A 21,037-nucleotide genomic window follows, 5' to 3' on the forward strand; every position below is an offset into this window, starting at 1 on the left:
TCGTTCAGCCGTGCACCCGCACCACCTTCAGCGCCGGTGACTTCAGGATGTCCTTCTCGCAGAAGCGCGAGGTCACCCACTGCCCGTCCGAGAACAGGTGCGTCTGGTCGCTGAAGTGGGGCGAGCCGGGGTCCGAGGACTGGGAGTACGTCAGCAGGGTGCGGGCCACCGGGCAGCCGCCGCCGTTCCAGCCGACGGCCTGGATGTAGCTCGACCCGTGCACGACCTCCGTGTAGCCGCCCGCCTTCGCGTCCCACACCGTCTCGACTTTGTTCCACACGCCGAGTGACTCCGTGCCGCCGTGGACGGGGATGCGCGGGCCGCCGCGTACGACGAACTGGTGCGCGCCGAGCGGGTCGTCCAGGGCGATCCCGGCCGACCGCAGCTCACCCACCGCGTCGGCGAGAGCCGTCGCGAAGCCCGGCGCTTGCGTGTTCAGCGTGTTCGGCGTGCGCACCGGGTCGGCGGCCGAGAACGGCACCTTCCACAGCTTGTCGTTCGGCACGGCCGCCGTGAGCTTGCGCCAGAACCGGTCGAAGAGCAGCGCGCCCCGGCTCGACGTGCGCATCGTGTGATCCCACTTCTTGAGCACATCACAGGCCTGGCTCACGTCAACGGCCTTGCCGTCACTGCCTGTTGCCGTGCCGCCCGGCAGGGCCGCGCACGCGCGCGCCGTGTCCGCCGCCGCCAGATCCGCCGCGGGCACCCGGTCGGCGAACTGCTGACGCTGGAGGTCGGGGACGGTGAGCGCGCCCCGACTCGCCATCGCCGAGACGTCCTCGACGCCGCCGCGCGTCCGCATCGACCGCTGCGTGCCGACCGTCCCGAAGACCCGCTCGTACCCTGTCAGCGGCCGGTCGGCGTTGGCCAGCCAGGCGCTGTCGTTCGAGTTCGCCACGTACGGCGCGTCCTTGAGGACCGGCATCCTGGACGGTCCGAAGATGCCCGGCTGCACGGCGTCCTTGTCGGAGCCGATCGCGCAGTCGCCGCGCGAGCCGTCCAGGACCGCGACGCCGGACGCCGGATACGTCACCTTGCCGAGCGGCGTCGAGCAGCGCGCGGCCAGGTCGTCGGTGATCCGGGGCAGCACCTGCGCCTGCGCGAACAGCGAGTGCCCGGACGCGTCGGCGGCGATCGTGTTCACCCAGGGAAGTCCCTGCGTGCGCTTCAGCGAGCGCAGCACGTCGTCCGTGGAGCGTGCCTTGCTGAACCCGAGCCCCGTGTCGGAGGCACGCAGGTTCAGGGCGTTCGGGTCGCCCAGCGCATAGGCCGTCGTGGCCGTCCAGGGCAGCGGCAGCGAGGCCCCCAGCGAGTTCACGATCGGCCCGTACCGCGTCCACCACTGGGTGCGGGTGACCGGCGCGCCGTCCTTCACCGCGACGCTCACGGTCCGCTTCGTCATCCGCTCCGGCTTGCCGTCGACGAGATACGAGGTCGGGTCGGCCGGGTCCAGCGTCAACTGGTGGAGATCGAGCGTCACGCCCGTCGCGACGGTGTGGCTCCAGGCGATACGGGAGTTGTGCCCGATCGAGATCGTCGTCGAGCCGAGGAGTGAGCCGCCGGCGACGTTCAGTTCGCCGGGAATCGTCTGCTGCGACTGCCAGAAGCGGCGGCCGCCCTGCCAGGGATAGTGCGGGTTGCCGAGGAGCAGACCGCGGCCGTTCGCCGTGGCGGCGCCGCTGAACGCGACGGCGTTGGACCCCATGTCGGCGTCCTCGCTCGAGAACAGCTCCTTGGCGGCCGCGGCCGTCGCGGCCTTGTCCGGCGTACGGGCAGGAGCTCCCGCGGAAGGTGGCTGTGCGGCCGTGATGCCGTCCACGCCGCGGCCCTGTCCGCCGAGCACGGCGAGCGCGAAGCCGTGCGCCGCGACGTCCAGGGTCGTCACCGGGCGCACCCAGTCCGCGCCCTTGCAGGCGGGATCGGTGATCCGGTTCTGCTTCAGCCACGCGTCGTACCCGGCGGCGAAGCCCCGCATCGTCTCCTTCACCTCGCGGCTCGGGCCCGCGGGCGCCGGTTCGGCGAGGAGCTTCTGCACGGTGCCCGCCTCACGGACACCCCGGAAGTAGAGATCGCTGGAGACGTTCGTCGTGGCGGACGACAGGGAGCCGTCAGGGGCAGCGTCGGACCCGAAGTAGCGGGAGCGCTCCCCGCGCACGGTGGCGAATCCGTCGGCGAGCGCGCACACCTGGTCGGCCGCCTGCGCCCACCCGGTGCCGAAGCCCAGGCCCGCGTAGTCCTTGGCGACGATGTGCGGAATGCCGTACTCGGTGTAGCGGATCGTGGCGGACAGGCCGCCGCCGTGCGGGTGGTGCTCGGGCCGGCCGTGGCCGCCGGCGGCCGACGGCGGGAGCGAGGCCGTGGTGCTCAACGCGGTCAACAGGGCGAAGCCGACGACCGCGAGACGTCTCGGGCGGGTGCGCATCGTGCCTCCCAACTGGAGTGAGGGAAGGGGCGGTTGAGCGTACCAACGGGTAGGCACGGAAGGGTGGCGTCCGGTGGGGCCTTCGCGTGACGCGCGTCATCGGCCTTGATTTCGTGTCGGCCGGGGCACAGGATCGCGCCATGACGGGTGTCCGGGATGAACAAGACGTACGTGCCAGCACGGTCGACGGGACGCTGCGCCGCAGCGCACGACGCGCCCCCGAGCGCGTCGCCGTCCGCTACGGCCCGCGCACTTGGACGTACGCCGAACTCGACGCGGCCGTCTCGCGCGCGGCCGGCGCGCTGCGTGGCCTGGGCCTTGAACGAGGGGACCGCGTCGGCGCCTACGGGCACAACTCGGACGCCTACCTGATCGGCTTCCTGGCCTGTTCGCGCGCCGGGCTCGTGCACGTGCCGGTCAACCAGAACCTCACGGGAGACGACCTCTCGTACATCGTCGGCCAGTCGGGCTGCGCGCTCGTACTGACCGACCCCGACCTGGCGGACCGGCTCCCCGCGGGCGTGCGCAGCCTGGCACTGCGCGACGCGGACGACTCCCTTCTCGCCCGGATCCCGTCCGCCGAGCCGTACGACGGACAGCAGCCCGACGCCGACGACTTGGTGCAGCTCCTGTACACCTCCGGCACGACCGCGCTGCCCAAGGGCGCGATGATGTCGCACCGGGCGCTCGTCCACGAGTACGTCAGCGCGATCCACGCCCTCGGCCTCGCGGAGACGGACCGGCCCGTCCACTCCCTGCCGCTCTACCACTCGGCGCAGATGCACGTGTTCCTGCTGCCGTACCTCGCCGTCGGCGCGCAGAACACGATTCTCGACGCGCCGGACGCCGTGAAGATCTTCGACCTCGTCGAGGCGGGTGACGCCGACAGCCTCTTCGCGCCGCCCACCGTCTGGATCGGTCTCTCGCAGCATCCGGACTTCGCGACGCGGGACCTGAGCGGCCTGCGTAAGGCCTTCTACGGCGCCTCGATCATGCCGGTACCGGTCCTGGAACGGCTCCGCGCGCACCTGCCCGGACTCGCCTTCTACAACTGCTTCGGCCAGAGCGAGATCGGACCGCTCGCCACCGTCCTCGGCCCCGACGAGCACGAGGGCCGCATGGACTCCTGCGGGCGGCCCGTCCTGTTTGTCGAGGCACGGGTCGTCGACGAGGACGGCAAGGAGGTGCCCGACGGCACCGCCGGTGAAGTGGTCTACCGCTCACCGCAGTTGTGTGACGGCTACTGGGACAAGCCTCAGGAGACCGAGGCAGCCTTCCGGGACGGCTGGTTCCGCTCGGGGGACCTGGCGGTGCGCGACGTCGAGGGCTATTTCACCGTCGTCGACCGTGTGAAGGACGTCATCAACTCCGGGGGAGTGCTCGTCGCCTCACGGCAGGTCGAGGACGCGCTCTACACCCACCCGCAGGTGGCCGAGACCGCCGTCATCGGACTGCCCGACGAGCGCTGGATCGAGGCCGTCACGGCCGTCGTCGTCCGTGGCGGCGAGGTCACCGAGAGGGAGCTCATCGACCACGCACGCGAGAAGCTCGCCCACTTCAAGGCGCCCAAACGGATCGTCTTCGTGGACGAACTCCCGCGCAACGCCAGCGGCAAGATCCTCAAGCGGGAACTGCGGGACCGGTTCGGTACGGCGGACTGAGCCCGCCGGAAAATGACGCGCGGGCCCGGCCGGGGCCCTGTTACGGTCCGGGCATGAAGCGACGCGCTGCTGTCAGGACGACGACGCCGGAGAGTGTCCCGGCGCGCTGACAGCTGTGATTGTCCGAAGCCCCGGGGCGAGTGCCCCGGGGCTTCGCCATGGGACCACTCGCCCGACGACCGCGAGGGATCCCGAAATGAACCAGCAGAAGCAGGGCCCGCAGAAGCACGACCCACTGAAGCAGGACCCGCACAAGCACGGGCAGCACGAGAAGCACGGGCAGGAACACCCGCCCCACGAGCGCCCGCAGCACGACCACCGCAAGCTCGGTCGCGAGTTCGGCCTCTTCGACACCGACCCGCTGATCGGGGCGGGCCTGCCCTACTGGCTGCCCGACGGCGCGGTCGTGCGGCACACCCTCGAGGAGTACATCCGCACCGCTGAGCGGCGGGCCGGCTACCGGCACGTGTACTCGCCGGTCCTCGGCAAGCGCGAGCTGTACGAGATCTCGGGGCACTGGTCGCACTACAGCGACGACATGTTTCCCCCGATGGATTTGGGCGGCGAGCAGGTCGTCCTCCGGCCCAGCCTCTGTCCCCACCACGCCGTGATCTATCGCTCCCGCTCCCACAGTTACCGCGAACTGCCGCTGCGCATGGCGGAGTTGGGCGGCATGTACCGCTCTGAGCTGTCGGGCGTGCTCGGCGGCCTGACCCGCGTACGGGCCATCCAGCTCAACGACGCGCACATCTTCTGCGCCCTCGACCAGGTCGCCGCCGAGGCGCAGGCGGCGCTGGAGATGATCCGCGGGGCCTACGAGGCGCTGGGCGTCACCCCGGCGCGCTACCGGCTCTCACTGCCGGGGCCGGGCGGCAAGTACGTCGCCGCCCCGCAGATGTGGCAGCGCTCCACCGCGCTGCTCACCGAGGTCCTCGACCGGTCGGGCCTTCCCTACGAGGCCGCCGAGGGTGAGGCCGCCTTCTACGGTCCCAAGATCGACGTGCAGGTCGTCGACGGTGCGGGGCGCGAGTCGACCCTCTCGACCGTCCAGGTCGACTTCCACCAGCCGGAGCGCTTCGACCTGCACTACATCGGCCCGGACGGGGCGAAACACCGTCCCGTGATGGTCCACCGCAGCATCATCGGCAGCGTGGAACGGGCCGTCGCGCACCTCATCGAGGAGCACGGCGGCGCCTTCCCGGCGTGGCTCGCCCCCACCCAGGTGGCGATCCTGCCGATCTCGGACGCCGAGTCGGCGCACGCCGACGCCTTTGCGCACCGGTGCGCCGAGCTGGGTCTGCGGGCCGAGGTCGCGGGCCCCGAGCGCGGCACCCTGGGCGCCCGCGTCCGGGAGGCCCGCCTCGTGCCGTACCAGGCGGTCATCGGTGCGAGAGAGGCGGTGGACGGCCGGGTCGCGCTGCGCCTGCGTGACGGCCGCCGCCCCGCACCGCTGCCCGCCGAGGAGGCGCTCACCAGGATCGGGGCGGTCGTGGACGGGTACGCGCACGACCTGTGGGACGACGCGAGCTGACGAGGGCGGCCCGGCGGGGGCAGGCGCGCAGGCCCCCGCCGTACGGCTCACGCCTCCCGCCCCCGCAGGTCCACAATGCGCTTGATCTTGCCCACCGACCGCTCCAGCGTCTCCGGGTCCACGACCTCCACGGTCACCGAGACGCCGATGCCGTCCTTCACGCCGGTCGCGATGGCGCGGGCCGCCGCGTCGCGCTCGGAAGCGGTCGCGTCGGCGCGGGCCTCCGCGCGTACCGTCAGGGCGTCCATGCGGCCCTCGCGGGTCAGCCGGAGCTGGAAGTGCGGGGCGACGCCCGGCGTGCGCAGGACGATCTCCTCGACCTGGGTCGGGAAGAGGTTCACCCCGCGCAGGATCACCATGTCGTCACTGCGGCCCGTCACCTTCTCCATACGGCGGAAGGAGGGGCGGGCCGTGCCGGGCAGAAGCCGGGTCAGGTCGCGTGTCCGGTAGCGGATCACGGGCATGGCCTCCTTGGTGAGCGAGGTGAACACCAGCTCACCCTGCTCACCGTCCGGCAGGACCTCTCCGGTGATCGGGTCGACGACCTCCGGATAGAACTGGTCCTCCCAGATGTGCAGCCCGTCCTTCGTCTCGACGCACTCCTGGGCGACGCCCGGGCCCATCACCTCCGACAGGCCGTAGATGTCGACGGCGTCGATGGCGAAGCGCTCCTCGATCTCGCGGCGCATCTCCTCGGTCCACGGTTCGGCGCCGAAGACTCCGACCTCGAGCGACGTGCTGCGCGGGTCGACGCCCTGGCGCTCGAACTCGTCGAGGATCGTCAGCATGTACGAGGGGGTGACCATGATGACCTCGGGGCGGAAGTCCAGGATCAGCCGCACCTGGCGGGCGGTCATGCCGCCGGACGCGGGAATGACCGTGCAGCCGAGCCGCTCGGCGCCGTAGTGCGCGCCGAGCCCGCCCGTGAACAGGCCGTATCCGTACGCGACATGGACCTTGTGGCCGGGCCGGGCGCCCGCCGCGCGCAGGGAGCGCGCCACCATGTCGGCCCACATGGAGAGGTCGTTCTCCGTGTAGCCCACGACGGTGGGCAGGCCCGTGGTCCCGCTGGACGCGTGCAGCCGGCGCACATCCGTCTCCGGTACGGCGAACATCCCGAAGGGGTAGTTGTCCCGCAGGTCGGTCTTCGTCGTGAACGGGAAGCGGGCCAGGTCGGCGAGCGAGCGGCAGTCGTCGGGGTGCACGCCCGCCTTGTCGAAGGACGCGCGGTAGAACGGCACCCGCTCGTACACGCGGCGCAGTGTCGCCCGCAGCCGCTCCAGCTGCTGTGCGTGCAGCTGCTCGGGGCCGAGCTGTTCCCCCGCGTCCAGCAGTTCTGTCATCGTCGACCGCACTCCCGAGCCCTGAGGGCCGGCCGTCCACCCGGATCCACATCATGGGCGAATCGGCCGACCGATCATTCGGTTGATCCGTTCAGGGTCAGTAATTCAAGGGGCGGGGGCAGGCGTCAAGAGGCGGGACGGACTCAATGGCCGCCGGGAGGCCTCAGGAGCCGCCGGCGGCGCCGTGGACGTAGGGAGTCGTGGTGCTCAGAGCCGTGAAGCCGAGGCGCTCCAGGATCGGGCGGCTCATGCTGGAGGCGTCGACTTGGAGGTAGCGGTAGCCGCGCTCGGCGGCGATGCGGGTACGGAACGCGACGAGGCTGCGGTAGATCCCGCGCCCGCGCCACTCGGCGACCGTGCCGCCGCCCCACAGGCTCGCGAAGTCCGTGCCCGGGTGCGTCTCCATGCGGGCCGCGCTCACCGGCACGTCCCCGGCCAGTGCGAGTACCGCGGGCGCGGCGTCCGGGTCCTCGGCGAGCTGGGCGAGGAGCTGCTGCCGGGTGAGGCCGAGACTCCTTCCGAAGGCCTTGTCGTGCACCTGCGACATGAGGTCGACGCCCGTCTCGTCGGTGACGGGGAGCAGCCGGATTCCTTCGGGGGGCGGGACGTCCGTCGGCAGGTCCGCGACCTCGGCGACCAGGAGCGTCTCCACGGGCTCGGGGACGAATCCGGCGGCCGTGAGCCGCTGCGGAAGGTCGTGCGGCAGGTCGTGCCCGTACACCTTCCACTCGAATTCGCGTCCGAGCTCGGTGAAATGTCGGACCTGGGCGGCGATCGCCGCGTCCGCCGAGTTCTGGTCGAGGTCCGACCACACGACGCCGTTCCAGGAGCCGACCTCGGCGCCGGTCTGCCGCACCACGCCGTCCACCCGCTCCACCCGCCCCCCAGGGCCGTCGGGCTCGGCGTTCCGCCTCATCTGCCGGTCGAACCGGGACAACACCGCTTGATGATCCATCCGGCCACTCCAGCACCGGCGCGTCGGGGCGGCAAACGATTTGTGTCCCGGTACGCGGACGCGTCGTGCCCGGAGGGCTTGCCGTGCCCGCTGCGAGCCCGTGCCCCGTCACGAGCCGTCCGCCGCCACCGCCCGCGCCCACCGGTAGTCCGCCTTGCCGCTGGGTGAGCGCTGGATGCGGTCGGTCAGGACGAGCTGGCGGGGGATCTTGTAGCCCGCGAGGCGGGTGCGGCAGTGGGTCTGGATGTCGTCGAGCGAGGGCGGTGCCGCGCCGTCGCGCAGCTGGACGACGGCGGCGACATGGTTGCCCCACTTCGCGTCGGGCACTCCGGCGACCAGCGCGTCGTACACGTCCGGATGGGACTTGAGGGCCTGCTCGACCTCTTCCGGGTACACCTTCTCGCCGCCCGTGTTGATGCACTGCGAGCCGCGCCCGAGGACGGTGACGATGCCTTCCTCGTCGACCGTGGCCATGTCCCCGAGCAGCACCCACCGCTCGTCGCCCTTCTGGAAGAACGTCTCGGCCGTCTTCGCGGGGTCGTTGTAGTAGCCGAGCGGGACGTGCCCGCGCTGGGCGATGCGGCCCGGTTCCCCGGGGGCGATCGGCTCGTACGTCGCCGGATCGACGACCTGCGTGCGGGAGTTGACCCGGAGGCGGAAGCCCTTCTCCGGGCCCGAGTCGTCCGTCGCCGTGCCGTTGAAGCCGGACTCGGAGGAGCCGAAGTTGTTCAGGAGCATCACGTTCGGGACGAGCGCCTGGAACTGTGCGCGCACCGTCTCCGACATGATCGCGCCCGACGACGAGACGCTGAACATGGACGAGCAGTCCGTGCCCTTCAGGGGCCCGTTCAGCGCGTCGATCAGGGGCCGCAGCATCGCGTCCCCGACGAGCGACATGCTCGTCACCTTCTCCTTCTCGACCGTGCGCAGGACCTCTTCGGGCACGAACTTCGTGTGGATGACGAGGCGTTGGCCGAAGTTGAAGCCGATGAAGGCGGTGAGGGTGGAAGTGCCGTGCATCAGGGGAGGCGTGGGGAAGAAGGTGATCCCGTCGCCGCCGGCCGCGACGCGCTCGGACAGCTCCTCAGGCCTGCTCACGGGCTCGCCCGTCGGGGCGCCGCCGCCCAGCCCCGAGAAGAACAGGTCCTCCTGGCGCCACATCACGCCCTTGGGCATGCCGGTCGTGCCGCCCGTGTAGATGATGAAGAGGTCGTCGGCCGAGCGCGGCCCGAAGCCGCGCTCCGGCGAGCCCATGGCCTCCGCCTCCGTGAAGTCCACGGCCTTGACGGGCGGCGCGCCGGTCGGCGCGGTCCCCACACGCACGAGGTGGCGCAGCTTCTCCGTCTGCGGGAGAGCGGCCGCGACGCGTTCGGTGAACTCGGCGTCGAAGACGAGCGCCGCGAGGTCGGCGTCGCGGTAGAGGTAGACCAGCTCCTCCTCCACGTAGCGGTAGTTGACATTGACGGGGACGATCCGCGCCTTGAGGCAGGCCAGCACCGTCTGGAGGTACTCGATGCCGTTGTAGAGGTGCAGGCCCAGGTGTTCACCGGGGCGGATCCCGCTGTCGATCAGATGGTGGGCGAGGCGGTTGGCCGCCGCGTCGAGTCCGGCGTAGGTGAGCCGGCGCTCCGCGCCCGTGCCGGGATGGTCGATGTGTACGAGCGCCTCGCGGTCCGGGACCACGTCGACGACCGACTCGAACAGGTCGGCAAGGTTGTACTCCACCGCTCCTCCTGACCCAGGCGCCATCTCGATGTGGCCGTCATCTCAGCAGAGCCGCAGGGAACAGGGAAGGGCTCCCGCACAAGAAATCTGACTGACTGTCAGAAAACTCTTGAACTGGCCACCCGCCTACTGCAACCTGTTCTCGCATCCGAGACGTACGCGGCAGCCGAGACGCATCCGAGACGGGAGCACGGCCATGGGTGGCACGGAACACGACGCGGGACACGGGGCGGGTCACGGGACGGAACACCTCACGGTGCGGCGCGAGGGCGCCACCCTCGTACTCACCCTCGACAGGCCCGAGGCCAAGAACGCGCTCTCCCTGCCGATGCTGGTCGGCCTCCACGACGGATGGGTCGCCGCCGACGAGGACGACTCGGTCCGGTCGATCGTCCTGACCGGCGCGGGCGGCACGTTCTGCGCGGGCATGGACCTCAAGGCCCTGGCCGGCAAGGGGATGGAGGGCGAGCAGTACCGGGACCGGCTCAAGGCCGACCCCGAACTGCACTGGAAGGCGATGCTGCGCCATCACCGCCCCCGCAAACCCGTGATCGCCGCTGTCGAGGGCTACTGCGTGGCCGGCGGCACGGAGATCCTCCAGGGCACCGACATCCGCGTCGCCGCCGAGACCGCGACCTTCGGCCTCTCCGAGGTCAGGCGCGCCCTCTTCCCGATCGGCGGTTCCACCGTGCGGCTTCAGCGGCAGATCCCGCGCACCCACGCCCTGGAGATGCTGCTGACCGGCAGGCACTACAGCGCGGCCGAAGCCCTCTCCATCGGGCTCATCGGCAGTGTCGTCCCGGCCGGCACCGCGCTCGACCGGGCCCTGGAGATCGCCGAGCAGGTCAACGCCTGCGGCCCGCTCGCGGTGGAGGCGGTGAAGGCCTCGGTGTACGAGACCGCCGAGATGACCGAGACCGACGGCCTCAAGTCCGAACTGGAGCGCGGCTGGCCGATCTTCGCCACCGAGGACGCGAAGGAAGGCCCCAGGGCCTTCGCCGAGAAGCGCCCCGCCGTCTACCGGCGCGCGTGAAGCCCTCCGACCGCCAAGGAGTCATGAAGTGCCCGAAGTCCTCAAAGCCCCGCTCGTCGTCGAGTTCCCCTTCACCCGCTCGCTCGGCCCCGTCCAGAGCGCGTTCCTGACCGGCCTGCGCGAACGCACCGTCCTCGGCGTGAAGACCACCGACGGCAAGGTCCTGGTCCCACCCGTCGAGTACGACCCCGTCACCGCCGACGAGCTCCGCGACCTCGTCGAGGTCGAGCCCACCGGCACCGTCACCACCTGGGCCTGGAACCCCGGACCCCGCCGCGGCCAGCCCCTCGACACCCCCTTCGCCTGGGTCCTGGTCAAGCTCGACGGCGCGGACACCGGCCTCCTGCACGCCCTCGACGCACCCGGCCCCGACGCCGTGACCACCGGCATGCGCGTCCGCGTCCGCTGGGCCGCCGAACGGACCGGCGCCATCACCGACATCGCCTGCTTCGAGCCGTACGAGGGGGCGGCGGCGGACACCGGACCCGCCGCGCACGACGGGCGGTTCGACGACGCGGTCAGCGGGATCGTCGCCGAGGCCCGTCTCGACTACGTGTACTCCCCGGGCCGCGCCCAGACCGCCTACATCAACGCCCTCGCCGACCGCCGCACCGTCGGCGAACGCTGCCCGTCCTGCCGCAAGGTCTACGTCCCGCCGCGCGGCGCCTGCCCCACCTGCGGCGTCGCCACGACCGACCGGGTCGAGGTCGGCCCGGCCGGCACCGTCACCACCTTCTGCATCGTCAACGTCAAGGCCAAGAACCTCGACATCGAACTGCCCTACGTCTACGCCCACATCGCGCTCGACGGCGCCGACCTCGCGCTGCACGGCCGCATCGCCGGCATCCCGTACGACCAGGTGCGGATGGGCCTCAGGGTCGAGCCCGTATGGACCGAAGGCGGGCGCTACCCCGACCACTACCGGCCCACCGGCGAACCGGACGCCGACTACGACACGTACAAGGAGCTGGTGTAGATGCGAGAGGTAGCGATCGTCGCCTTCGCGCAGAGCGACCATCTGCGCACCACCGACGAACTCTCCGAGGTCGACATGGTGATGCCGGTGCTGCACCAGGTGCTGGCGCAGACCGGCCTCAAGGCCAGCGACATCGGCTTCACCTGCTCCGGCTCCTCCGACTATCTCGCGGGCCGCGCCTTCTCCTTCACCATGACCCTCGACGGCGTGGGCGCCTGGCCGCCGATCTCCGAGTCCCACGTGGAGATGGACGGGGCCTGGGCGATGTACGAGGCCTGGGTGAAGCTCCTCACCGGCGAGGTCGACACGGCGCTCGTCTACTCGTACGGCAAGTCCTCGCCCGGCTCCGTGCGCGATGTGCTCACCCGCCAGCTCGACCCGTACTACGTGGCCCCGCTGTGGCCGGACTCGGTCGCGCTCGCCGCACTCCAGGCGCAAGCCCTGATCGACGCGGGCGAGACCGACGAGACCGCGCTCGCCGGGATCGCCGCGAGGAGCCGGGAGTCCGCGTCGGCCAACCCCCACGCACAGGTGAAGGGTTCGGTGCCGCAGGGCGACTACGAGGTGCGGCCGCTGCGCAAGGGCGACTGCCCGCCGGTCGGCGACGGCGCCGTCGCCGTGATCCTGGCCGCCGGTGACAAGGCCCGCGAACTGTGCGAGCGGCCCGCCTGGATCCGCGGCATGGACCACCGCATCGAGGCGCACAGCCTCGGCGTACGCGACCTCACCGACTCCCCGTCCGTCCGGCTGGCCGCCGAGCGGGCGGGCGCCTTCGAACGGCCCGTCGACACCGCCGAGTTGCACGCCCCGTTCACCTCGCAGGAGGTCGTCCTGCGCAAGGCGCTGAAGCTGGGCGACGGCGTGGCCGTGAACCCCTCCGGCGGCGCGCTCGCCGCCAACCCGCTCATGGCCGCGGGTCTGCTGCGGATCGGCGAGGCCGCCGCCCGTATCCACCGCGGTGAGTCCGACCGGGCCCTCGCGCACGCGACCTCCGGCCCCTGCCTCCAGCAGAACCTGGTCGCCGTCCTGGAAGGAGACACCCGATGAGCAGTACGGCCACGCACAAGGAACCCGTCGCCGTCGTCGGCATCGGCCAGACCAAGCACGTCGCGGCCCGCAAGGACGTCTCGATCGCCGGACTCGTCCGCGAGGCCGCGCAACGTGCCCTGGAAGACGCCCAGTTGACGTGGGCGGACATCGACGCGGTGGTGATCGGCAAGGCGCCCGACTTCTTCGAGGGCGTCATGATGCCCGAGCTGTATCTCGCGGACGCCCTCGGCGCGGTGGGCAAACCGATGCTCCGGGTGCACACGGCGGGTTCGGTGGGCGGCTCCACCGCCCTCGTCGCCTCCAACCTCGTGGCGTCCCGCGTCCACCGGACCGTCCTCACCCTCGCCTTCGAGAAGCAGTCCGAGTCCAACGCCATGTGGGGCCTGTCCCTGCCGATCCCCTTCACGCAGCCGCTGCTCGCCGGCGCCGGCGGCTTCTTCGCCCCGCACGTCCGCGCGTACATGCGGCGCACCGGAGCACCCGACCACGTCGGTTCCCTGGTCGCGTACAAGGACCGGCGCAACGCGCTGAAGAACCCTTACGCGCATCTGCACGAGCACGGCATCACCCTGGAGAAGGTCCAGTCCTCGCCGATGCTGTGGGACCCGGTCCGCTACTCCGAGACCTGCCCGTCCTCCGACGGCGCGTGCGCCATGATCCTCACCGACCGTGCGGGCGCGGCCCGCTCACCGCAGCCGCCGGCCTGGATGCACGGCGGCGCCATGCGCAGCGAGCCGACCATGTTCGCGGGCAAGGACTTCGTCTCGCCGCAGGCCGGGAAGGACTGTGCCGCCGACGTCTACCGGCAGGCGGGCATCGGCGACCCGCGCCGCGAGATCGACGCCGTCGAGATGTACGTGCCGTTCTCCTGGTACGAGCCGATGTGGCTGGAGAACCTCGGCTTCGCCGACGAGGGCGGGGGCTGGAAGCTCACGGAGTCGGGCGTCACGGAACTCGACGGCGACCTCCCCGTCAACATGTCGGGCGGCGTACTGTCCACCAATCCCATCGGCGCCTCCGGCATGATCCGCTTCGCGGAGGCCGCGCTCCAGGTACGGGGGCAGGCCGGGGAACACCAGGTCGAGGGCGCCCGCAAGGTCCTCGGGCATGCCTACGGGGGCGGCTCGCAGTTCTTCTCGATGTGGCTCGTCGGGGCGCAGCCGCCCACGTCCTGAACGGCTCGCCGCCGCGGCCTGTCCGCCGCGCGGGCCGATCGCTAGGCTGGCGGGCGGACGACGAACCGGGAGGAGCACGGACGTGGCCGAAAGCACCATCGAGCAGCACACGCTCGCGGGTTGGGACAAGCCGGACCTCGATCTGAGTGCCGCGGACTGGCATTCGAGCAGCAAGGGGCGGGGCGACGTCCAGATCGCCTTCGTCGAAGGCTTCATCGCGATGCGCAACGGCGGCAGTCCCCAGAATCCGTCCCTGATCTTCACGCCCGCGGAATGGGGCGCGTTCGTGCTGGGGGCACGCGAGGGGGAGTTCGACCTGACCTGAGCCGGGTCCGGCCTGGCCCGAGCCGCGGTCAGGTGACGTTTCCGGCTTTTCCGACGACATGTGACGTTCGGCCCTGCCCCCTGGTCCCGGTGTGCGCGAGGCTGGGGGCAGGAACAGTCGCTCTTGCCGGGGCCCGTGACACCGCGCCCCGGTGTCGGAGGTTGGACATGAGTACCCCGCGCCCCCTGCCCGTCGTGGCCGCCGTCGACGGATCCGAAGACAGCCTGCGAGCCCTGGAGTGGGCACTGACGGAAGCGGCCAGGCGCGGGGCGCCCGCGCGGATCGCCCATGTGCGCCAGTACGGCCCCTGGACGCGGCGAGGGGTACTGAGTTCCGGCCCGCCGGAGCCCGCGGGCGACGCGGTCCTCGACGAGGTGCGCGCCAACGTGACCGGTCGAGATGATCTGCCACCGGTCGAATACGTGACCTTGGAGGGCGACCCGGCGGCCGTCCTGGCCGAACTCGGCGCCGAGGCACAGCTGTTGGTCCTCGGCTCGCGGGGGCGCGGCGGCTTCGCCAGTCTGCTGCTCGGTTCGAACGGTGTGGCCGTGGCGCGGGACGCCGCCTGCCCCGTCGTCGTGGTACCCAGGCCCGGACGACCCGTGCACGGCGACAGCGACGTACCGCCCGGACCGCGCGTGGTCGTCGGTGTCGAGGTGGACGAGCCCGACGACACCGTCCTCGCCTTCGCCTTCGAGGAGGCCGACCGGCGCGAGGCGCGGCTCCAGGTGATCGCGGCCTTCCCGTGGCCGGTGCTCGCCTGGACGACCTTCGGCGACTTCACGCCCACGACCGTCGACCAGGAAGCGGCCGAGAACGAGACCCTGACCCTGCTGAACGCCGCGGTGGCGCCCTTCCGCAAGGCGCACCCCGACATCGAGGTCGACCTGTACGTGGCGCCGGGCGACGCGGCCGGGCACCTCGTCGAGAACTCCCGCGAAGCCGGCCTCGTGGTCGTGGGCCGCCACCGGCGCCGCCTCACCCGCCCCGCACCGATGCTCGGCACGGTGACGATGGCGGTGCTGCTGCACGCGGCGAGCCCGGTCGCGGTGGTGCCTCCGGTACCGGAGGACACGCCCTAGAAGATCCTTGGCGGCTCAGTACAGGACCGCGCACCCTCGCGCCGTGAGTGTCTCGAGCAGCGCGGGCGGCGCGCTCAGGTCGTTCCATCTGAGGTCCAGCTTCTCCAGCGCGGGCAGCGAGGTGATCCAGCCGGGCAGCTCGCGCAGCCGGTTGGACCGCAGGTCGAGCCGGCGCAGCAGCGGGAGGCCGCGCAGGGGTCCGGGTACGTCGGTGAAGGCGTTCTCCCGCAGTTCGAGTTCCCGCAGCTCCCGCAGGTGCCGGACGGAATCGGGGAGGGCGGTGAGCCGGTTGCCGCGCAGCCACAGCTCGCGCAGCGCCCCCAGGGCGCCGATCGATTCGGGGAGCCGGGTGAGGGTGGCGTGCTGGGCGCGCAGCTCCACGAGGCCCGTCATCGAGCCGATCGATTCGGGCAGACCGCCGAGCGGATTCTCGCCGACGTTCAGATAGGCCAGCCGCGAGAGCCTGCCGAGTGATTCTGGGAGCGCGGTGAGCTCGTTGTCGTGCAGGTAGAGGAATCGGGTCAGGCCCGTCAGGTCGCCGATCGTGTCCGGGACCGATGCGAGGCGGTTGTGCCCGAGATCGAGGGTGTGCAGACGGGAAAGCGATCCGATGCGGTGGGGGATCCGGGTGAGCGCGTTGTCGGGCAGGAGGAGAACCTCGACGCGGGGGTGATCCCACACCTCGTCCGGCACGTCGCTCAGACCCGCCCGCCAGTACGAGAGCATCGCCGGCCTCCCCTCGGAGATCTGGACCTCCGCCCACAGATCTAATGGATGCGCGGGACCTTATCATTAGCCCCATGCGCGACATCATCACAGGCCCACACGCCACACCGCTCGCCCTGGACCTCGCCCTCACCATCCGCCACGACGGACAGGGCGGCGTCGCCGACGACCTCGAACGGCCCGAAGCGCTGACGGCCTGGGTGCGGGAGCACGCCGAGGAGCTGCCGGACATCGCAGGGTTCGAAGCCGACGGGGCTGCGCTCGCCGAGGTGCGCGAGGTGCGGGCCGCCGTGCGAGCACTGCTCGCCCACGCCGTGCGCCCCGGAGAGCCGAGCCCGGCGGACGCCCAGCGGCTGCTCCCCGTGGGTGAGGCGGTACGGCGACTCAACACGGCGGCGGCGCTCGCCCCCACCGTCCCCGTCCTCACCTGGGACGACGGCGCCACCCCCCTCGTGCGCCTGGAGGCACGCGCCCCGGCGCCCGCTTCCGACCTGCTCACCGCGGCCCTGGCCCGCGCCGCGGTCGGCTTCCTCGCGAGCGACGACCGTGAGCGGCTGCGCGCCTGCCACGCCCCGCGTTGTGTGCGCTACTTCCTCAAGGACCATCCCCGTCAGGAGTGGTGCAAGCCGTCCTGCGGCAACCGTGCCCGGGTCGCCCGGCATCACGAGCGGCACCGCGCCGAGGCCGTACGGGAGTCAACTTGACCCGTCGCTAGAGCGACGGGCTTGCAGAGCGGGCGCCAGTGGCTGTGGTGCTGTGCTTGCGTCTGGTCTCACGCCCGGATTCCGGGGGTGGGTCTGGGACGGTTGACTGCGCCCCGCGTCGCCACAACTGTTCCGCGCGATGGCGGATGTTGCGGGAGCCGTTGCGGTCCGCGTGATCAACGAATCCGCAGGACCGGCACGCGAACCAGGCCTGGGAGACCCGGTTCGCTCTGTCTGTGTGGCCGCATTCGGCGCAGGTGCGGGAGGTGTACGCCGGATCGACATACACCACCGGCACCCCCGCTCTGCGGGCCTTGTACGCGATGAACTGCCCGAGCTGAGCGAAGCTCCAGCTGGAGTGGGTGGCCCGTTGGGGCTTGCGAAGCCGTACCCGTTCGCGGATGCCCGTCAGATCCTCGAGGGCGCTTCCGCGGCCGGTGCGTTCTGCCTCGGCCACCACATGTTTCGCGATCTTATGGTTGATGTCCTTGGCCCGCCGCGCCTCCTTGCGCCGGCGCTTCTTCAGTCGGCGCTTGGCGGACGGGGTGTTCTTGCGCTGCAGCTTGGTCTGCAACGTGCGCTCGCGCAGCCGCGCTCGGTTCAGTCCGCGTTCGGCCATGATCTCGCCGTCCGAGGTGGTGGCGATGTTCACAATGCCGAGATCGGTGCCGAGGAAGCCGTCCGGGTCGGTGTTTGGTTCCGTCTCGGGGATCTCACAGGTGGCGTTCAAGAACCACATGCCGTCCCGATACAGCAGGTCGGACTCGCCCTTGCGGTACAGGGCCAGGCGCGCGAGCTGTTCGGGGGAGGCGGTGAAGGCTACCCCCTTGATCCGGCCGGACAGTGTCCAGATGGAGACGGTGCGGTCTGGGATGCGTCAGGACAGCATCCGGTCGCCATAGGGCTGGGCGCCCTCTGGCCGGAAGGCGACGGGGTTCCCGGTGGCCCGCCGGCAGCGCTTGGACCACGGCTTGCCCAGGTTCCCGGCCCGCGCGTCCGCCGCCAGTGCGGTGTATGCGTCGCACGTCTTCTTGATCATGTGCTGAGCGGCTTGCGCGCCGAGTCCCCACCGCTGCTTGATCTCGTTGTAGGTGTGCCGGCGCAGGGCGAAGTTCCGCTTCACGTCCTTGGCGAAGGCAACCCCGGACACCCAGGTAGCGGCCTCGTTGCAGGCGTGCAGGGTCGCCTCAAGTGCCGCCGCCTGCACAGGCGTCGGCAGCAGTTTGACCTGCACCACCAGCTTCATGGCACGCGACCCTACGCGCGCAACCATACAAACAGACGACTTTCGTACACCTGCGCCACCATCCAGCGACACATCGACCGCGCGTTCGGTTTCCTCTCGGCTCCGCCGGGCGAGCCCCACGGGCGCTCCGCGCCCGAACCCCCAGACGCTGCGACGCTCCGCGTCGCCAATACCAGACGCGATTCCTCCCGGGGTTGAAGCCCCGGGGTTCCTCACGAGACCACGCTGAACTCGCGACGGGGGAGAGGACGATGAACATCATCACCGGCGTGCGCCCGGACCGTGGCCCCGGCCGGTTGCACACCCCTGAGCAGAGCGGACCGTGCGGGCGGGAACCCCGATGCCCCGGGAAACGCCCGCGCCGGTCCGCCGGGGACCCCGTCGGGGCCGCGGCCCCCGGGCCGCGGAGCCGCCCGGTGCACGTACCATTGCGGCATGTCCTTCCTCCGCCGACGCAGCTCCGCCACACCCGCGGGTCCTGACTTCGATGTCCTCGCCATGGACCCGGGCGACTGGCCGGGCAATCTCGGCGCGGGCCTGCTGCCCGCCCCCGACGGCAGCTGCCAGGGCGTCTTCCTGCGCTACGACCTGTTCGGCGGCCGCGGCCCCGCGATGATCATCGGGAACCTGCCCGAGGGCTCCTCGGCCCGCGAGACCGCCGAGGGCGAGATCCCCTTCGAGGTCGCCCAGCTCCTCCTCGCGCTGGAGAACGACGAGGAGGTCACGGTCGTCGGCACCGAGGACGTCCCGGTGATGCAGGGCGACAACCTCCTCATCGTGCGCCGCCTCAAGCTCTCCGAGAGCCGTATCTCCTGCGTGCAGTTCGACCGCAGCGACAACGTCCTCGTGACCATCGCGGCCTGGGACCGCCCCATCACGGACGACCTCTACGCGCTCCTGAAGCCGCTGCCCCCGGAGCTGTTCCAGCAGGGCTGAGCCATGAGAACCGGCCGGGCCCGGACCTGCCCCCACGGCAGTTCCGGGCCCGGCCGAGTCATGTGCCCTCAGGCGCCCGACTGCAGCAGCTGCACGTCGGCGGCGCGCACGTACGCCACCCGGTGACCGAACTGGATCTCGTAGTAGACGTCCTTGCCGCGCACCACCCGGTGCGACGTCGTGTCGAACGTCGGCGAGAAGAAGTACTCGGCGGTCGTCCTGCTGCCGGCGACGTACCGCTGCCCGGCGAGCAGCTTGTACGGCAGCGGCGAGACCGCCTGCGGGGTGATGTCCGCCGGGTACGCCTCCTTCTCGGGGTAGGCGCGCCCGTACACCGGGACGTCGGTGCGGCCGGCCTTCGGGGTGACGACCAGGCCCGCCGCGTCCACGGCCGTGGGCTGCTTCTTCGGGTTCTTGAACCAGGCCTTCTGGCCGAGGTACCAGACCGCCGTCCAGTCGCCCTTGCGCTCCGCGACCGCGTACTGCTGGCCGGTCGACAGGCGTGCGCCCATGTCGTTCACGTCGGTCGTGGAGTCCTCGCCGCCGGGCCGCAGTCCGATGTCCTTGATCAGCGGCGCGTCGTCGCTGGGCGCGGTGTGCACCCGCACGGCGCCGGAGCCGTGCGGGGCGCAGGTCTCACCCGCCTTGACGCAGCCCGTGTATACGGGCTTGTTCCTGGCGAAGTCGGGGGCCACGGTCACGAGGCCGCCCTTCGGGCCCGCGGTCGCCTTGAAGGGCTTGCCCATCAGCGCGAAGTAGTGCGCCCAGTCCCAGTACGGACCCGGGTCCGTGTGCATGCTCTTGATCCCGGCCGTCGTCGTCCCCGGCACGTTGTCATGGCCGAGGATGTGCTGCCGGTCCAGCGGGATGTCGTACTTCTTCGCCAGGTACTTCACCAGGCGCGACGACGCCCGGTACATCTCCTCCGTGTACCAGGAGTCCGGCTCGGCGAGGAATCCCTCGTGCTCAAGGCCCAGGGACTTGGCGTTGACGTACCAGTTGCCCGCGTGCCAGCCGACGTCCTTGGCCTTCACGTGCTGGGCGATGTGCCCGTCCGTGGAGCGCAGCGAGTAGTGCCAGGCCAGATACGTCTTGTCCTGCACCAGCTGAAGCGTCGTGTCCCACGTCGCCTCGGTGTCGTGGATGACGATGTAGTCGATGCTCTGGTCGTTCGGCCGGTCGGCGAGGTCGTGGTTGCCGTAGTCGCCGTCCCCGAACTCCTCGTACGGCGCCGGGATCCACTCGCACGACACGGTCGGCGGGCACTCGGTGCCGCTCTCGTCGGACTTCCGCAGGCCCATGCTCCGCACCTGCGCCGCGTCGGGCTTGAGACTGCGGTCGGCCGCGAGCTCCACGCGCTGTCCGGCGTCCGTGGTGCGTCGCTCGCCGTCGTGGATCACGGCGAACACGTCGTTCGCGTACGTCGCGGCCGTGGCGGTGTCGTCGGCGCCGGAGAACTTCGCGATCGCTCCGTACCAGTCGGCCGGGTCGGAGCTGAGGGGCTTGCCGAGGGCCTTCTGTGCCGCGGCGAGCAGGGCGGCGCCGCCGCGCACATTGGCCGCGGGGTCGGAGCGCAGCTGTTCGGCGGGAATGCCACTGAGCTCGGCGGCGCGCGTCAACGACTTGAGGCGGGCCGGGAGTTGGGAGTTCCGCGGCACCTTCGTCTTCGGGGTGAGCGCCGGACGTGACGTGTCACCGCGCGGATCGCCCCCGGCCTCGCTGTGCGCGGCGGCGCCGGCGAGTGCGGCGCGGGCGTCCGTGAGGTGCATGGGGCCGTAGCCGCCGGTGACGCTGGGCGCACCGCCGTGCGCGTCCCACCGGGACTGGAGGTAGGAGACGCCGAGCAGGACGCTCTGGGGCACCCGGTACTCGGCCGCCGCGGTCGCGAACGCGTGCTGGAGCCCCGCGCCCGACGCCTCCCGGGCCTCGCTCGGAGGTGCGGCGCCGAGGAGGGGGAGCAGAAGGGCCGCCGTCGCGAGCGTCCCCGCCGCCCGGGCCGCCTGGTTCGTGCGTCTGCGGGCGGCCGGCGAGCGGTCGCTGGTGGTCGAGGGCAAAGCGGCCTCCTGGGAACGGTCCTGGGACATGTGGGCTCGACGGGTGTGCGGGGGCGATCGTGGGTCAGTGGTATCGGCTTGCCGACGATCCGT

Annotated in this window: 16 protein-coding genes and 1 pseudogene; 10 read left to right on the forward strand and 7 right to left on the reverse strand. The window is 71.3% G+C overall.

Annotated features, from left to right (window positions below; translation table 11 throughout):
- Positions 1–4: 4 nt before the first annotated feature.
- On the reverse strand, positions 5–2,422 hold the full coding sequence (locus tag OHO83_RS40060) for a penicillin acylase family protein (RefSeq protein WP_266666871.1): 2,418 nt from the start codon (positions 2,420–2,422) through the stop codon (positions 5–7).
- Between the two features lie 140 nt (positions 2,423–2,562).
- On the opposite strand from OHO83_RS40060, the gene OHO83_RS40065 reads away from it, so the two are divergent.
- On the forward strand, positions 2,563–4,083 hold the full coding sequence (locus OHO83_RS40065; RefSeq protein ID WP_266666869.1) for an acyl-CoA synthetase: 1,521 nt from the start codon (positions 2,563–2,565) through the stop codon (positions 4,081–4,083).
- Between the two features lie 196 nt (positions 4,084–4,279).
- Positions 4,280–5,614, forward strand: coding sequence for a threonine--tRNA ligase (gene thrS / locus OHO83_RS40070; RefSeq protein ID WP_266666867.1), 1,335 nt, complete (start codon positions 4,280–4,282; stop codon positions 5,612–5,614).
- 47 nt (positions 5,615–5,661) lie between these two features.
- Here the strand turns inward: thrS and paaK are convergent, their stop codons facing one another.
- The 3 genes from paaK to OHO83_RS40085 form a co-directional block, all read right to left on the reverse strand.
- The gene (gene paaK / locus OHO83_RS40075) at positions 5,662–6,957 is read right to left on the reverse strand and encodes a phenylacetate--CoA ligase PaaK (protein WP_266666865.1); all 1,296 of its coding nucleotides are present in this window, start codon (positions 6,955–6,957) and stop codon (positions 5,662–5,664) included.
- 163 nt (positions 6,958–7,120) lie between these two features.
- A complete protein-coding gene (locus OHO83_RS40080; RefSeq protein WP_266666863.1) occupies positions 7,121–7,912 on the reverse strand; it encodes a GNAT family N-acetyltransferase in 792 nt (263 codons plus the stop codon).
- A 108-nt stretch (positions 7,913–8,020) separates the two neighbouring features.
- A complete protein-coding gene (locus OHO83_RS40085) occupies positions 8,021–9,637 on the reverse strand; it encodes an acyl-CoA synthetase (protein WP_266666861.1) in 1,617 nt (538 codons plus the stop codon).
- Positions 9,638–9,833: 196 nt separating this feature from the next.
- On the opposite strand from OHO83_RS40085, the gene OHO83_RS40090 reads away from it, so the two are divergent.
- From OHO83_RS40090 to OHO83_RS40115, 6 genes are all read left to right on the forward strand, one after another.
- Positions 9,834–10,670: a crotonase/enoyl-CoA hydratase family protein gene (locus tag OHO83_RS40090; RefSeq protein ID WP_266666859.1), complete on the forward strand. Its 837-nt coding sequence runs from the start codon at positions 9,834–9,836 to the stop codon at positions 10,668–10,670.
- A gap of 28 nt (positions 10,671–10,698) precedes the next feature.
- A complete protein-coding gene (locus tag OHO83_RS40095) occupies positions 10,699–11,646 on the forward strand; it encodes a Zn-ribbon domain-containing OB-fold protein (RefSeq protein ID WP_266666857.1) in 948 nt (315 codons plus the stop codon).
- A complete protein-coding gene (locus OHO83_RS40100; RefSeq protein ID WP_266666855.1) occupies positions 11,647–12,693 on the forward strand; it encodes a thiolase domain-containing protein in 1,047 nt (348 codons plus the stop codon).
- Positions 12,690–13,871 carry a thiolase domain-containing protein gene (locus tag OHO83_RS40105; RefSeq protein ID WP_266666853.1) on the forward strand — a complete coding sequence of 394 codons (1,182 nt, stop codon included), beginning with the start codon at positions 12,690–12,692 and terminating at the stop codon, positions 13,869–13,871. The genes OHO83_RS40100 and OHO83_RS40105 overlap by 4 nt, the downstream gene beginning before the upstream one ends.
- Before the next feature lie 82 nt (positions 13,872–13,953).
- Positions 13,954–14,196: a DUF397 domain-containing protein gene (locus OHO83_RS40110; protein WP_116500600.1), complete on the forward strand. Its 243-nt coding sequence runs from the start codon at positions 13,954–13,956 to the stop codon at positions 14,194–14,196.
- Between the two features lie 167 nt (positions 14,197–14,363).
- Positions 14,364–15,278: a universal stress protein gene (locus tag OHO83_RS40115; RefSeq protein WP_266666851.1), complete on the forward strand. Its 915-nt coding sequence runs from the start codon at positions 14,364–14,366 to the stop codon at positions 15,276–15,278.
- A gap of 15 nt (positions 15,279–15,293) precedes the next feature.
- Here the strand turns inward: OHO83_RS40115 and OHO83_RS40120 are convergent, their stop codons facing one another.
- The gene (locus OHO83_RS40120) at positions 15,294–16,004 is read right to left on the reverse strand and encodes a leucine-rich repeat domain-containing protein (protein ID WP_266666849.1); all 711 of its coding nucleotides are present in this window, start codon (positions 16,002–16,004) and stop codon (positions 15,294–15,296) included.
- Positions 16,005–16,078: 74 nt separating this feature from the next.
- Here OHO83_RS40120 and OHO83_RS40125 point away from each other — a divergent pair, with 74 nt between their 5' ends.
- Positions 16,079–16,708, forward strand: coding sequence for a CGNR zinc finger domain-containing protein (locus OHO83_RS40125; RefSeq protein WP_266666847.1), 630 nt, complete (start codon positions 16,079–16,081; stop codon positions 16,706–16,708).
- Positions 16,709–16,715: 7 nt separating this feature from the next.
- On the opposite strand, the pseudogene OHO83_RS40130 reads toward OHO83_RS40125, so the two are convergent.
- Positions 16,716–17,954, reverse strand: a pseudogene (locus tag OHO83_RS40130) (RNA-guided endonuclease InsQ/TnpB family protein).
- Positions 17,955–18,389: 435 nt separating this feature from the next.
- On the opposite strand from OHO83_RS40130, the gene OHO83_RS40135 reads away from it, so the two are divergent.
- A complete protein-coding gene (locus tag OHO83_RS40135; protein WP_266666845.1) occupies positions 18,390–18,890 on the forward strand; it encodes a hypothetical protein in 501 nt (166 codons plus the stop codon).
- Positions 18,891–18,958: 68 nt separating this feature from the next.
- Here OHO83_RS40135 and OHO83_RS40140 read toward each other — a convergent pair whose 3' ends face one another.
- A complete protein-coding gene (locus OHO83_RS40140; RefSeq protein ID WP_389573524.1) occupies positions 18,959–20,944 on the reverse strand; it encodes an N-acetylmuramoyl-L-alanine amidase in 1,986 nt (661 codons plus the stop codon).
- Positions 20,945–21,037: the final 93 nt, after the last annotated feature.

It is taken from the genome of Streptomyces sp. NBC_00569 (assembly GCF_036345255.1).
Taxonomy (GTDB): domain Bacteria; phylum Actinomycetota; class Actinomycetes; order Streptomycetales; family Streptomycetaceae; genus Streptomyces.